The 12,788-nt window shown below is 51.6% G+C and carries 17 protein-coding genes; 5 read left to right on the top strand and 12 right to left on the bottom strand.

The genetic code is table 11. The features are described from left to right. Positions 1-2 precede the first annotated feature (2 nt). Positions 3-242 carry a YceK/YidQ family lipoprotein gene (locus KTJ90_RS12275; protein ID WP_033743162.1) on the top strand — a complete coding sequence of 80 codons (240 nt, stop codon included), beginning with the start codon at positions 3-5 and terminating at the stop codon, positions 240-242. On the opposite strand, the gene KTJ90_RS12270 is transcribed toward KTJ90_RS12275, so the two are convergent. From KTJ90_RS12270 to KTJ90_RS12260, 3 genes are all read right to left on the bottom strand, one after another. Then, complete coding sequence (locus tag KTJ90_RS12270; RefSeq protein WP_003849925.1) at positions 233-634, bottom strand: MysB family protein; 402 nt, start codon at positions 632-634, stop codon at positions 233-235. The genes KTJ90_RS12275 and KTJ90_RS12270 overlap by 10 nt on opposite strands. Before the next feature lie 131 nt (positions 635-765). Next, entirely contained in the window at positions 766-1,032 is a 267-nt protein-coding gene (locus tag KTJ90_RS12265; RefSeq protein WP_182630174.1) for a hypothetical protein, read from the bottom strand. Between the two features lie 537 nt (positions 1,033-1,569). Beyond that, positions 1,570-2,493 (bottom strand): Kdo(2)-lipid IV(A) acyltransferase, encoded by a 924-nt coding sequence (locus KTJ90_RS12260; protein WP_008925917.1) that lies wholly within the window; start codon positions 2,491-2,493, stop codon positions 1,570-1,572. Between the two features lie 253 nt (positions 2,494-2,746). On the opposite strand from KTJ90_RS12260, the gene trhO reads away from it, so the two are divergent. After that, positions 2,747-3,796, top strand: a complete 1,050-nt coding sequence (gene trhO / locus KTJ90_RS12255; protein WP_003849918.1) for an oxygen-dependent tRNA uridine(34) hydroxylase TrhO — start codon at positions 2,747-2,749, stop codon at positions 3,794-3,796. 39 nt (positions 3,797-3,835) lie between these two features. Here the strand turns inward: trhO and KTJ90_RS12250 are convergent, their stop codons facing one another. From KTJ90_RS12250 to grxB, 9 genes are all read right to left on the bottom strand, one after another. Next, positions 3,836-4,411 (bottom strand): YceI family protein, encoded by a 576-nt coding sequence (locus tag KTJ90_RS12250; RefSeq protein ID WP_078804271.1) that lies wholly within the window; start codon positions 4,409-4,411, stop codon positions 3,836-3,838. A gap of 1 nt (position 4,412) precedes the next feature. Continuing rightward, complete coding sequence (locus KTJ90_RS12245) at positions 4,413-4,988, bottom strand: cytochrome b (protein ID WP_003849915.1); 576 nt, start codon at positions 4,986-4,988, stop codon at positions 4,413-4,415. A gap of 295 nt (positions 4,989-5,283) precedes the next feature. Further along, positions 5,284-6,396 carry an N-methyl-L-tryptophan oxidase gene (solA, locus tag KTJ90_RS12240; protein ID WP_457171753.1) on the bottom strand — a complete coding sequence of 371 codons (1,113 nt, stop codon included), beginning with the start codon at positions 6,394-6,396 and terminating at the stop codon, positions 5,284-5,286. 94 nt (positions 6,397-6,490) lie between these two features. Next, entirely contained in the window at positions 6,491-6,745 is a 255-nt protein-coding gene (bssS, locus tag KTJ90_RS12235; RefSeq protein WP_003849911.1) for a biofilm formation regulator BssS, read from the bottom strand. 246 nt (positions 6,746-6,991) lie between these two features. Beyond that, positions 6,992-7,264 (bottom strand): hypothetical protein, encoded by a 273-nt coding sequence (locus KTJ90_RS12230; protein WP_003849909.1) that lies wholly within the window; start codon positions 7,262-7,264, stop codon positions 6,992-6,994. A gap of 144 nt (positions 7,265-7,408) precedes the next feature. Next, positions 7,409-7,654 carry a DNA damage-inducible protein I gene (gene dinI / locus KTJ90_RS12225; protein WP_003849907.1) on the bottom strand — a complete coding sequence of 82 codons (246 nt, stop codon included), beginning with the start codon at positions 7,652-7,654 and terminating at the stop codon, positions 7,409-7,411. A gap of 62 nt (positions 7,655-7,716) precedes the next feature. Beyond that, positions 7,717-8,760: a dihydroorotase gene (pyrC, locus tag KTJ90_RS12220; RefSeq protein ID WP_003849906.1), complete on the bottom strand. Its 1,044-nt coding sequence runs from the start codon at positions 8,758-8,760 to the stop codon at positions 7,717-7,719. 134 nt (positions 8,761-8,894) lie between these two features. Then, on the bottom strand, positions 8,895-9,458 hold the full coding sequence (locus KTJ90_RS12215) for a lipoprotein (RefSeq protein ID WP_003849904.1): 564 nt from the start codon (positions 9,456-9,458) through the stop codon (positions 8,895-8,897). A 115-nt stretch (positions 9,459-9,573) separates the two neighbouring features. Then, positions 9,574-10,221, bottom strand: a complete 648-nt coding sequence (gene grxB, locus KTJ90_RS12210; protein WP_003849902.1) for a glutaredoxin 2 — start codon at positions 10,219-10,221, stop codon at positions 9,574-9,576. Positions 10,222-10,520: 299 nt separating this feature from the next. Between grxB and rimJ the strand changes: the two genes are divergently transcribed. Genes rimJ through KTJ90_RS12195 form a run of 3 tightly spaced genes read left to right on the top strand, consistent with a single transcriptional unit; the run spans position 10,521 to position 12,688 of the window. Then, complete coding sequence (gene rimJ, locus KTJ90_RS12205; RefSeq protein WP_003849899.1) at positions 10,521-11,111, top strand: ribosomal protein S5-alanine N-acetyltransferase; 591 nt, start codon at positions 10,521-10,523, stop codon at positions 11,109-11,111. Positions 11,112-11,127: 16 nt separating this feature from the next. Next, on the top strand, positions 11,128-11,766 hold the full coding sequence (locus tag KTJ90_RS12200; RefSeq protein WP_008925922.1) for a DUF480 domain-containing protein: 639 nt from the start codon (positions 11,128-11,130) through the stop codon (positions 11,764-11,766). Between the two features lies 1 nt (position 11,767). Beyond that, positions 11,768-12,688, top strand: a complete 921-nt coding sequence (locus KTJ90_RS12195; RefSeq protein ID WP_033761815.1) for a Gfo/Idh/MocA family protein — start codon at positions 11,768-11,770, stop codon at positions 12,686-12,688. The last annotated feature ends 100 nt before the right edge of the window (positions 12,689-12,788 follow it).

Below are 12,788 nucleotides of genomic sequence, written 5' to 3'. Positions count from 1 at the left end.
TGGTGAAAGCATTTTTAAAGGCAGGCGTTGTTGTAGCTGCGGTGCTTTGCTTAAGCGGATGCGGCAGTATCATCAGTCGCACCCTGCCGGGACAGGGACACGGCAATCAGTATTATCCCGGCGTACAGTGGGATGTACGCGACAGCGGCTGGCGAGTCTTAACGATCCTCGATTTGCCACTGTCGCTGGTGGTTGACACCCTGTTGTTACCGGTGGATGCCAGTCACGGTCCTTACGAATAACTGCGATCGGAGTCGCTGTTATCATCTTCCCACTCTTGCGCGGCGGCTTCACCCTCTTCGGTGTCCAGCGGCGGCTCAAGCTGGAATTCGCCGTCATCCCACTCGTGCAGGGTATTTTCTGCTAACCACTCCTGACGCAGTTCAACTTCGTCAAAGTCAGCATCAAAGATGGCCTGTGCGGCGTCACCGCTGCGGAAGGGCAGGCATTCGCCCGCTTCACCTTCATCGGTCAGGAACTCAGCCTGCCACATAATATCGCCATCCTGCATGACATACTTTTGCAGGCCAAACTGACTGATCGATGCTTCTTCTTCATCCACCTCAGGATTGTTAGCGAGGTACTCTTCACGTGCAGCATCAATCGCTTCCTCTAACGTACTGTACATGCTCATCAATCTTCTCCTTACCGGGTTCATTAACTGCAGATTCATTTGATTTCAGTGAAGGATAGACGAAATTCAGGGGAGGGAAAGGGCGGGTCAGTGCAACTGGCGGGAAATAAACCATTTCCCGCCAGTCAGGGTCAGATCATCTTTTGTGGAAAGTGCAGAACGGGTTGAACAGAGTCATGAATCACCGGCGCTGAGTAGCGGATACAGCATTTTATACAGGGCTTAACTTTCTTAAAATTAATTCTGGCGATGGAAAGCGCCTGGTTCAGGTTATATAAAGTGCCAATGAAGATGACTTCATCTTTATCTGGCATTCGCTTACACCCTTTACGATGAAGGAAATGATAATTTTCCTGATCGGTACCAATTGTGACGTAATAGTAGAGACCTTTGTTCATATAATATGTCCCGATAGAGGTTTGCTGTGTTGTCTTTTTATAATTTTTGTCAGAGCGGTTAAAGATCTGACTGTCACGAAAGAAACTACCGATTAGCTTTAACTTCTTCAAATGCCATAACGGTCTATCAGGCTGTTAAAAAAATGTAAAAAGGAATATAGGTCAAATTAACAAGGCAAAAGCTTGTAATATAAGTTAATTTTAATCGATCTATTAGCCAGAATACATCGTTAAGCCTGGCTAAATAGGATTAGGCCTGGTTTGAAAGTTAATTAGCACCAGATAACATTAAATACAGTACACTGAAAATTAATGACTAAAAAGAAAATCAGGCAGAATAGCGCCTATTAGTAAGGTTTTTGATTATAAAATCGAATTTTAAATAGATAAATAAACTATTTTGAACTTCATGGTTGATTAATTAACGGTCCTGAAAATTCGATGAAACGATGAACCCGCCACGAGCGACTGATTTATTCAGCAGAGCATAGAGTAAGAAAAGCGCTAAATGCCAGAAAGACATTTAGCGCGAAAGGATTAATAACGGGAGGGTTCGCCTTCGGGGCGGGTTTTAAAGCGACGATGAAGCCACATATACTGTTCCGGTGCCAGCAACACGCCTTCTTCAACCACTTTGTTCATTCTGGCAGCGGTGACAACATCGCTCTCCAGCGTAAATTCGTCGCTGATGTCAGGCAGTATCATCAGTTCATAACCACGACCACCAGGCAGACGACGCGGCACAAAGGGAATAACCGCCGGTTTACCAGTACGAATCAGCAAATGGGTGCCCACCGTGGTTGCCGCTTTTTCCACAGCAAAGAAGGGCGCAAAAACGCTGCTGCGTGGGCCATAATCATGGTCGGGTGCGTACCAGATAATGTCGCCGTTTTTCAGCGCGCGAATCATTCCTTTAAGATCTTTGCGGTCAATCATACTTTTATTTGAACGCATCCGGCCTTTAACCTGCAGCCAGTCGATCAATTTGTTGTCATTAGGGCGATAGACGCCAATGCCTGGATTATGGATACCAAACATGCGCGCCCCAATTTCCAGTGTCAGAAAGTGCATGCCAATAAGCAGGACACCACGCTGACTATCCCGCGCCTGCTGAATATGCTCCAGACCTGAAGGCTTATGCCATTTATTGATGCGCCAGTCAGGCCAGAACCATGCCATCCCGGTCTCGATCAATCCCATGCCAACCGATTCGAAATTGTGTTTTACCATCGCTTCACGTTCATTGATCGGCATTTCCGGAAAACATAATTCCAGATTACGTCGGGCGACACTGACGCGGTGCTTCATAAAACGCATCCCGATACGACCAATATTGCAGCCGAGAACATAAAGCAGGGGATAGGGAAGTAGCACCAAAAGATAAAGAAAAGCGACACCCACCCAGGTCAACCAATAGCGCGGGTGAAGCAGTTCTCGTGAAAACTGAGGCAACTGGGTCATATGAAGGTTAATTTTCCTGCGTCGCGCACCGTGCGGTGCTGATATCTCATTAATTTCTGCCATTGTGCCAGTTTTTATCGAGCGTATAAATATCACTGACGGAACAGGCTACTGCAGGCGGATGTAAACTCTCCAGATATTGGCGGAAAAAACAGCACAAGATGATCGGTTCTTACACTGGCCTTTGCATCCTGCTGAAATCAGGTATCATGTGCCCGCTAAAATTCTCCTATTGATAACAGGAAAGAACACCATGCCAGTGTTACATAACCTCGTTTCCAATAAAGAGCTGAAGGCGCGCATGCTGGCTGAAACTGAGCCGCGCACCACTGTCTCTTTTTACAAATATTTCCAGATTGCCGATCCAAAAGCATTCCGTGATGCGCTCTACGTTGGCCTGACAGCACTCAAGGTGTTTGGCCGCGTCTATGTGGCGCACGAAGGGATTAATGCGCAAATCAGCGTGCCCGCCAGTCAGTATGAAAAGATGAAAGCGTGGCTCTATAGCTTTGATCCGGCGCTGAATAATCTTCGCATGAACATTGCCCTGGACGATGATGGAAAATCGTTCTGGGTGCTGCGTCTGAAAGTGCGTGATCGCATTGTTGCAGACGGTATTGAAGACAGCAGTTTCGATGCCAGCAATGTGGGTCAGTATCTTAAAGCAGCAGACGTTAACGCGATGCTGGACGATCCTGACGCGCTGTTCGTGGATATGCGAAACCACTACGAATATGAAGTGGGGCGTTTTGATAATGCGCTGGAAGTGCCTGCTGACACCTTCCGCGATCAATTGCCGATGGCGGTTGATATGCTGCAGGATCAGAAAGACAAAAAGATCGTAATGTACTGCACCGGCGGGATCCGCTGTGAAAAAGCCAGCGCCTGGATGCGGCACAACGGCTTTGAGGATGTCTATCACATTGAAGGCGGGATCATCGAGTATGCCCGCCGCGCGCGTGAGCAGGGGTTACCGGTACGCTTCAAAGGCAAAAACTTTGTCTTTGATGAGCGGATGGGTGAACGTATTTCTGACGACGTGCTGTCGAACTGTCATCAGTGCGGCGAACCCTGTGATACCCACGTCAATTGCGTCAATGACGGCTGTCATCTGCTGTTTATTCAGTGCAAAAGCTGCGCAGAGAAGTTTGAGAACTGCTGCAGCCCAATCTGTCAGGAAGAAGCAAAACTCTCTCCGGAAGAGCAGCGCGCTCGCCGGGCGGGACGTGAGAATGGCAATAAGATCTTTAACAAGTCACGTGGCCTGTTAAATATGACTATTCCTTCGCCAGTGAAGAAATAAACGTGGCCGCCTGAAGTGAGCTTCAGGCGGCGTGTTGTTTTACTGACGTACACCTTCAACTGAGATCATCAGCTGCACCTTCTGCGAAGCGGGCCCCAGATCTTTAGTGATGTTGAAATCTTTCAGTGCAATTTCCCCTTCGGCCTCAAAGCCAGCGCGGTAACCGCCCCACGGATCTTTACCTTCACCCAGCATTTTCGCCTCCAGCGTCACCGGTTTCGTCACGCCATTCAGCGTCAGATTGCCGGTAATCTTCAGCTCATCACCCTCTTTTTTTACCTCTGTGGATGTAAACGTGGCCTGCGGGTTTTTACTGGTGTTCAGGAAGTCAGCGCTGCGCAGGTGCTTGTCACGTTCAGCGTGATTGGTATCGACGCTGCTGGTGTTAATGGTGACGTCGACTTTGTCTGCTGCAGGGTTCTTCTCATCAAAAGTGAAGCTGCCATCGAAATCTTTAAAGGTGCCGTAGAGCCAGCTGTAACCCAGATGCTGAATACGGAACTGAATAAACGCGTGCTGGCCCTCTTTATCGATTTTATAGTCTGCAGCATTGGCGGTCATCGAACTGAGCAGCAGGCTGGCACCGGTCATCGCCAGCAGAGTCTTTTTGAACATATTATTTATCCTTTTCAGAGGGAGAAGGGATGCGTAAACCTGACATCCGTTTTAGGGTGATATCACGATCGATAAAATGATGTTTTAACGCAGCCAGACCATGCAGTACCGAGAGGATCACAACCGTCCAGGCCAGCCAGAGGTGAATGTCGCCCGCCAGGTCAGCCTGCGCGCCTGCACCGCTGAACAGCGCAGGCAGGGTAAACCAGCTAAATACAGATATCGGTTTGCCATCGGCGGTTGAGATCAGATAGCCACTGATTAAAATGGTCAGCAGCAGGGTGTACAGCAAAAGGTGCGCAACCATTGAACTGATACGCACCAGCGGGGAATAACTGCTCAGCGGTTTTGGCGGCGGCGAAATAACACGCCACACCAGACGAACAATCAACGCCAGCAGCAGCATCACGCCAATGCTTTTATGAATTTCCGGCGCGTCGTGATACCAGCTATCGTAGTAGCCCAGGCCGACCATCCATAACCCCAGCGCAAACATGGCATAAATCGCCAGCGCCATACACCAGTGCAGCAGCACGGCAATCAGTCCAAACTGATGAGATGAATTGCGTAATAACATGATGTCGTTTCAAAAAAGAAATAATATGAAATAAGAATCTACATTATGAAATATAAAAGCAATTGCCCTTACGTTTCTATAAATTTTATTTTTTAATATGAAATGGCTGAATAAAAGGAGGTGAAGATGCGCAATATTTCTGAATGAGTTATTTGTGGCAAAGGGCTCGTCAACGAATAAGGCGGCGAATTAACCTGAAGTGCGGAATAAAACCGTGTCATTATGTCAGCAAAATTCAGTTTACGTCAGTTAATGTCAATGGGTGGCGCCCACTTGATGCCACCCATTTTCAGCGTCAGAAGCGCGAAAGGCGGAAAGGGGTCAGATCAAATGAGAACGGTTTTTTCTGAGCAAATTCTGCAGCCAGTTCACCTAATACACTGGCAAATTTAAACCCGTGTCCGCTGAGTCCGGTAATCAATAAACGGTCAGGTTCACCTGGCAGCGTATCAATAATAAAGTCCTCATCCGGGCTGAAATCGTAGCTGCAGGCTTCACCATGCAGACAGACACCCACGCCGGGTAAAAACTGACGCAGGAAACCAAAGGCTTCACTGCCATCGGCCGCGACCGCACCAAAAGGTTTACGATCCTCTGGCTGCTGCATCGGCTGTCCGCCATCATGACGCCCCACCTTCAACGCGTTATTATCCGCCGGGAAGCCATAGAACTGGCTGCCATTCGTCATTTCTACCGTAAAGCCGGGAAACTTATTGTTTTCGCTGTAGCGACCATCAGCCTGATACCAGGCAAACACTTTTCGGGTGGGGGCCACTGGCAGGTCAGGAACTAATTTACCGACCCAGGTGCCGGCACTGACCAGCATTTTGCGACCCCGATAGATACCGTCCAGGGTGGTGACCTGCTGCAGATCGCCATCACGTCCCAGCTCGGTGACCGGACAGTTAAACAGCTGTGCACAGCCCGCCTGCTCCGCCAGCTGAATCCAGCTGCGAAGCGCCTGTTCGCACTTCAGATAGCCGGAGTCCGGCTCAAAGACGCCCAGATAACCCTCAGGCACGTTAATTTGCGGCCAGCGCTTTCGCACGTCATCGGGCTGCATTACCTCAATGTTGAGTTGCCAGCGAGCGGCGCTGTCGATGACGTTCTGAATAAAAGGTGACTGAATTGGCGCAAGGTTAAGTACGCCGCTGCGATGCATAATGCGCTCACCGGCGCGCTGTTCCAGTTCATCCCACAGCGTCTGCGCTCGCAGGACCAGGGGAACGTAACGTTCGCCTTCGCCATAAGCGTGACGGATCAATCGACTTTCGCCGTGATGCGTGCCCTGATTGTGGGGAGGATGTGCACTGTCGATCATCAGCACCGATAAACCCGCCTGGGTAGCATAGTAGCCTGCCGCCGCGCCCACTGAGCCGCTGCCGACGACGATAAGATCATAAATCATGATAACTGTGCTCTAAGAGTAAGATAATCAAAAGAATACCAGAAACAGAAACGAAAAAGGCACCCCTGAGGGCGCCTCTTTGATGCGGCAGAGATTAATGCTTATTGAGGAGTCGTTCTATCTGCTCGGCTGATTCTATCTTGGCGATGCCCGCTTCGAGTATCGAGATAAACTGCCTTGCCACATCCGTTGTCAGCCAGTAAGTAGGGCCAACATCCGCTTCTTCTTCTTTTTGATCCTGCGACGACAGCGAGTGCAGGCGGATCATCATGGCGTCATAGCTATCAACGGTACTGATATCCCAGCCCACCAGCGGATGAGTCTGAATAACGTCTTTTCTTCTGTCCATTATAACCTCCTTATTACTCGTTAAACGAAGTGCATGGTGAGGTTCAATGCGGCTTTTTTATTCCAATAGCGAAACTATTATAACAGTAAACCAGGGAATCATGACTTTTAAAAGGCCGTGAGTCAGCTTCTCACAGAATATTTGCGTTTGAAAGGCGCGGAGGAAAAAATAAAATGCCTGGCAGGCAGGCATTTTAATCACTATTCATTGGGCAGGCAAAAAGTGGCTTCAGCCACGTGAGCCTGCTTAAAGTGTCGGGCTTTCTGGCACGATGCCGCCGCCGCGTTTCTGCAGTGTTTCTGCCAGACGGGCAAAGTGCTGCTGAAGTTGTTCATCATGGTTTTGATTTTGGGCTTCCAGCGACAGATTGTGCACCAGCAGCTGACTGGCGCGATCGTCAAGACAGAAAATCAGACTGGAAAAGGCATTTTCCAGCACCGTCAAACGACGCTGTTGATCACCAATCAGTGCTAACAACTCACCAAAGGTCATCGCCTCTTCCGGTTTATCAGTAGTCATGGTGCGCACCTCCTGTTATGCGTGACGAGCGCAAGGATAGGGCATTGATCATTAAGAGTCTAGATGCAGAGAGGGGGAAGTGCGAGAGGGAAGAAAAGATAAAAAAACCGGGTGGCGACACCCGGAAAAAAAGCACAGTGGCGGTTAATCAGTAATGAACCAGTCATCAGCACTTTCCCACGTCTGCTGCAGGATTTCGCTGATCTGGTCGCGCGTCTCTTTTCCACCGCCCAGCACGCTGAGATTATTGGCACTGGCGTAACGTACCTTGACGTGATTGGTCGAGTCAGGGAACTGTTCATCAATGCGGCGCGATAATTCATCGCTTAACGCTTCAATCGCGCCTGCAGGAAGAGGTCGGGTATTGGATACGGTAATTTCAACGCGCATAATAGCCTCCGGTTAAGATACTGTATATATTTACAGTATCTGCGGGCCGGAGGCAAGTAAAATTATGCGATGCGCCAGTTCAGTGTTTCACCCGCCAGGAACGGCACCAGAGCGTGGCTGCCGAGCGCGATTGATTCAGGCACCTGCCAGGGCTCACGCACCAGCGTAATCGTCCCTTCATTCAGCGGCAGGCCGTAGAAACGCGGCCCATTCTCAGAACAGAACGCTTCGAAATGTTCCAGCGCGTTCAGCTCTTCGAAAACGGTGGCGTAAGCGGGCAATGACGTTGGCGCATTAAACACGCCAGCGCAGCCGCAGCTGGCTTCTTTGAGATGGCGCAGATGCGGCGCAGTGTCAGTGCCGAGGAAGAATCGTGGGTTTCCGCTTGCTACCACCTTACGCAGCGCTTCCTGATGCACGTTGCGCTTAAGGATCGGCAGGCAGTAGAGGTGCGGACGAATACCGCCCACCAGCATATGGTTGCGGTTAAACATCAGATGCTGCGGGGTAATGGTTGCGCCCAGCGTCTCATCGGCGGCGGCGACATAGTCAGCGGCGTCCTGCGTGGTAATGTGCTCCATCACCACCTTCAATGCCGGAAACTGGCTGCGCAGCGGCACCATTACGGTTTCGATAAACCGGGCTTCACGGTCAAAAATATCAACGTGTGCATCGGTAACTTCACCGTGGATCAGCAGCGGCATACCGAGCTTCTGCATACGCTCCAGCACGCGGGCAATCGACGCGATGTTGGTGACGCCATGGCTGGAGTTGGTGGTGGCGTGCGCAGGATAGAGCTTGGCCGCGGTGAACAACCCCGAGGTAAAACCGCGCTCCAGCTCATCAGGATCCAGTGAGTCGGTCAGATAGCAGGTCATCAGCGGCGTAAAAGCGTGCCCGGCGGGCAGCGCCGCCAGGATACGATCGCGGTACGCTTCACCTGCCGCCACGCTGGTTACCGGCGGCACCAGGTTCGGCATGACAATGGCACGACCATTCACCGCGCTGGTATAGGGCAGGACCGTGTTGAGCATCTCATCATCACGCAGATGAATATGCCAGTCGTCAGGGCGACGCAGGGTAAGTTGCTGAGGTTGTGCTGTCATCAGTGAAGCTCCGGCAGAAGGGAAACAAAAGGCATGTTTTGGCCGGGGTCTAAGCATAAGGATTCAGGCAACCGTTTGCACCTGCTTTTTATGTCGATAAAGAAAATCCGCGCCATAAGGCGCGGAGATCGGGATTACTGTGTGAACGGAATGACCAGTTCTCCCGGTTTCACTTCCAGTCCTTTGGCAAATTTCTTCGCCAGCGACTCGCCTTTACTGCGGTCAGCACTCAGTACATAAGCAGGATTTTGATCAAAATAGCTTTTGAGTGACTGATTCAGGTATGGCGTCAGCGTCTTCATAATTGACGCCATTTTTTCCGGGGCAACCTGCGTATCGACAATCTCCAGATCGCGAAGATAGATGGCGCCCTGCTGCGGCTCATAAACCGGCTGAGCACGCATCTTCAATTGCATATCGGCCTGCTGAGGACCAAACAGTGAGGTGACGTTAATTTTTGCATTGCCGGAAAGTGTCACCTTTCCTGGCTCTTCGCGCCCAATCTGACTGGTCAGGTTGTTCAGCACAATATGCGCGTTAACCAGTCCGGATACGCCAATGTCTTTCTCATAGTTGTTATGCTTCTGCAGCGCCTGATTCACTTCCTGTTCGCTGATGGTGTATTGGGTCAGTTGATTACATCCGCTCACCAGCAGCGCAATCAACAGGGCCGTCAGCCCGAAAAATGCCTTTTTCATCGATCTTTATCCTGAATATCAGAGCCAGTAAACAGGCTATAGCCTGCCTGAATGCGGGGCGGGTGTCATCAGGAAAGGGATGAGAAACGCCGCAGCGTCTCTCATCGCGGCAGGGTTAGTGGGATATTGAAGAGAGAAGATTTACCTGGGTCTGTTTAGCCATATTATCGCGGTAGTCAGCGACCCGTGCTGGCCAGTCGATACCCGCCACCAGCGTCAGTGAGCGCAGCAGTGGAAAGAGATTAAAATCATCTTCTGACAGCTCGCCGTTCACCGCATTGGGCTGTTCGATTAATTTGTCCAGCTTGCGCAGATCCTGGCTGACATTTTTAATCAGCCCGGCCGAGTGACTTTTCAGCGCGTCAAAATCACCGATGCTTGCCTGCTTTTTGGTGCGGAAATAGTCACGCGCCTCCGGGGTAGCGAATTCGGCAAACGCCGACTCAGCAATGCGCGGCAGTAGCAGTTTGTTGACATAGCTATTCATATGACGCAGCCAGTCAGCGATTGCCGGATTCAGCGCGCCGGTAATCAGCGGCTCGCGATCCTGCTGATCGACATAATGCACAATATCCATACTCTCAGGCATCGCGCTGCCATCCTGCTTCTGCAGAATCGGCGCCATTTTCTGCCCAATCAGCCGGTTCGGCGTCTCCTCGTCGTCGTTTAGCATCACCACCAGCTCAACCGGTTTGTTCTTCAGGCCAAAAATCATTCGCGCTTTAACGCAGAAAGGACAGTGGTCATAGATATAGAGCTTCATCCTGATCTCCCGGGTTTCAGAGGGTTATTGTTAAACAGAACGAATCAATTCTTTCTGTTTTCGGGCGTGTGAAAAGTATGGAAGAGATTACTCAACAGGGCAAACTCACCTGGCAGAGGCATCACAGGAACCGCCGCTTAAACCAGCCATTCTGATGAATGAAAGCGGTGATAACAGAGCAAAATCAACCTCTTTATGGCGAAAAAGCTGTAACGTTTTACCGCAGCCCAGGCGACGGTTATAGTGAAAGCCGGTTAATGACGGCTCATCTTCATCAGCCATTGATTTCAGGAGTCAGGATGTTTGGCTATCGTTCTGCCGCGCCCAGGGTGCGATTAACCACCGATAGACTGGTGGTCCGTCTGGTTCACGAACGTGATGCCTGGCGAATGGCAGATTACTATTCGGAAAATCGCCAGTTTTTAAAACCCTGGGAACCGGTGCGCGATGACAGCCACTGCTATCCCTCAGGGTGGCAGGCAAGGCTCGGACTGATTTCGGACATGCATAAGCAGGGTTCCGCCTTCTATTTTATTCTCATGGACAGCGATGAAACCGAGGTGCGGGGCGTGGCAAATTTCAGCAACGTGCTGCGCGGATCGTTTCACGCCTGTTACCTTGGCTATTCACTGGGTGAAAAGTGGCAGGGACAAGGGCTGATGTTTGAGGCGTTGCAGGCGGCTATCCGCTATATGCAGCGCCAGCAGCATATTCATCGCATCATGGCGAACTACATGCCGCACAACCAGCGCAGCGGCGATCTTCTGGCGCGACTGGGTTTTGAGAAAGAGGGATACGCGAAAGATTATCTGCTAATTGATGGGCGCTGGCAGGATCACGTGCTGACAGCGTTAACTCTGCGGGAATGGACGCCTGACCGGCGTGGATAATGATGAGGATGCGAGCATGAAGATGGTTTTATCGGCGCAGGCGTTGCGCGTACTGGGCTGTCTGCTGGAGAAGCAGGTCACCACGCCGGAGCAGTATCCGCTGTCACTGAATGGTGTTGTGGTTGCCTGTAATCAGAAATCGAATCGCGATCCGGTCATGGAGCTAAGCGAAAGCGAGGTTCAGAATCAGCTCGATCTGCTGGAAAAACGGCATCTGATCACCGCCAGCAGCGCCGCCGGGCAACGGGTAGTGAAATATGAGCAGCGTTTCTGTAACTCTGCGTTTGGTGCGCTGAAGCTCAACAGCGCGGAAGTCGCCCTGCTGACGCTGCTGCTGCTGCGCGGGCCACAAACACCTGGCGAACTGCGTACCCGCAGCGGTCGTCTGCATGAGTTCAGTGACGTCAGCGAGGTCGAGCAGACGCTGGAAGGCCTGATGCAGCGTGACGACAGTGCACAGGTGATGCGCCTGGCGCGAGAGCCGGGTAAGCGTGAAAGCCGCTTTATGCATCTGCTGAGTGATGAGAGCGATCAGCCGCAGGCCGCTGACGCGCCGGAAGAGCAGGGCGACCTGGCGACGCGCATTACCCTGCTGGAGCAGCAGGTCGCGGCGCTTCAGGCCCAACTCACCCAACTGCTGCAAACGGAGCGCTGAAATGACACTACGTATTGGTGTGGTGGGATTAGGCGGTATCGCGCAGAAAGCCTGGTTGCCTGTGCTTTCTGCAGCAACAGACTGGACGCTGGTGGGCGCATTCTCCCCGAATCAGGCCAAAGCCCGCCCAATCTGCGACAGTTATCGCATCTCAAATTTTGGTTCGTTAAATGATTTAGCGGCTGCCTGCGACGCGGTCTTTGTCCACAGCAGCACCGCTACGCATTACGACGTGGTCAGGGCACTGCTGCTGGCCGGAAAAGATGTCTGTGTGGACAAGCCGCTGGCTGAAACTCTGGAGCAGGCTGAGTCGCTGGTGGCGCTGGCGGAAAAACGTCAGCGTAAACTGATGGTGGCGTTTAACCGTCGATTCGCGCCGCGCTATCAGCAGCTGCGGGCGAAGATGACCGACGCTGCCTCTCTGCGGATTGAAAAGCATCGCAGCGATAGCGTCGGGCCACAGGATCTTCGCTTTACCCTGCTCGACGATTACCTGCATGTGGTGGACACCGCACTCTGGCTGGGCGGCAAACCGTTTCGCCAGGTTCAGGGACGTATCGACACCAACGAACAGGGACAGATGCTCTATGCTGAGCACCATTTCAATGTTGAAGGATTAACGATCTCCACCAGCATGCACCGCCGCGCAGGCAGTCAGCGCGAGCGGGTCAGTGCGGTATGTGACGGTAAATGCATCGACATCAGCGAGATGCGCGACTGGCACGAAGAGCAGAGTGATGGCCTGATAATTACGCAGCCACCCGCCTGGCAGAGCCATCTTGCTCAGCGCGGTTTCAGCGGCGCGGCGCACCATTTCATTGACTGTGTACAAAATCAGACGAAGCCTGAAACCAGCGGTGAACAGGCGCTGATGGCGCAGCGTGTCGTGGAAAAACTGTGGCGCGAGGCCACCCGCGAATAACGCCTTGTAACACTCCGTGCTGGTCATTTCCCTCTGTGGCAGTAGACTGTCGCCGGGCATCCTCAGGTGCCCGCGCTAATTTTCCTTTTTTGCTGATTCT

Origin of the sequence: Pantoea jilinensis (genome assembly GCF_019104105.1) — a bacterium.
In the GTDB taxonomy this organism is placed as follows: domain Bacteria; phylum Pseudomonadota; class Gammaproteobacteria; order Enterobacterales; family Enterobacteriaceae; genus Pantoea; species Pantoea eucalypti.
Note: the sequence above shows the minus strand (reverse complement) of the source record. Positions and strands in the feature narration are given on the sequence as shown.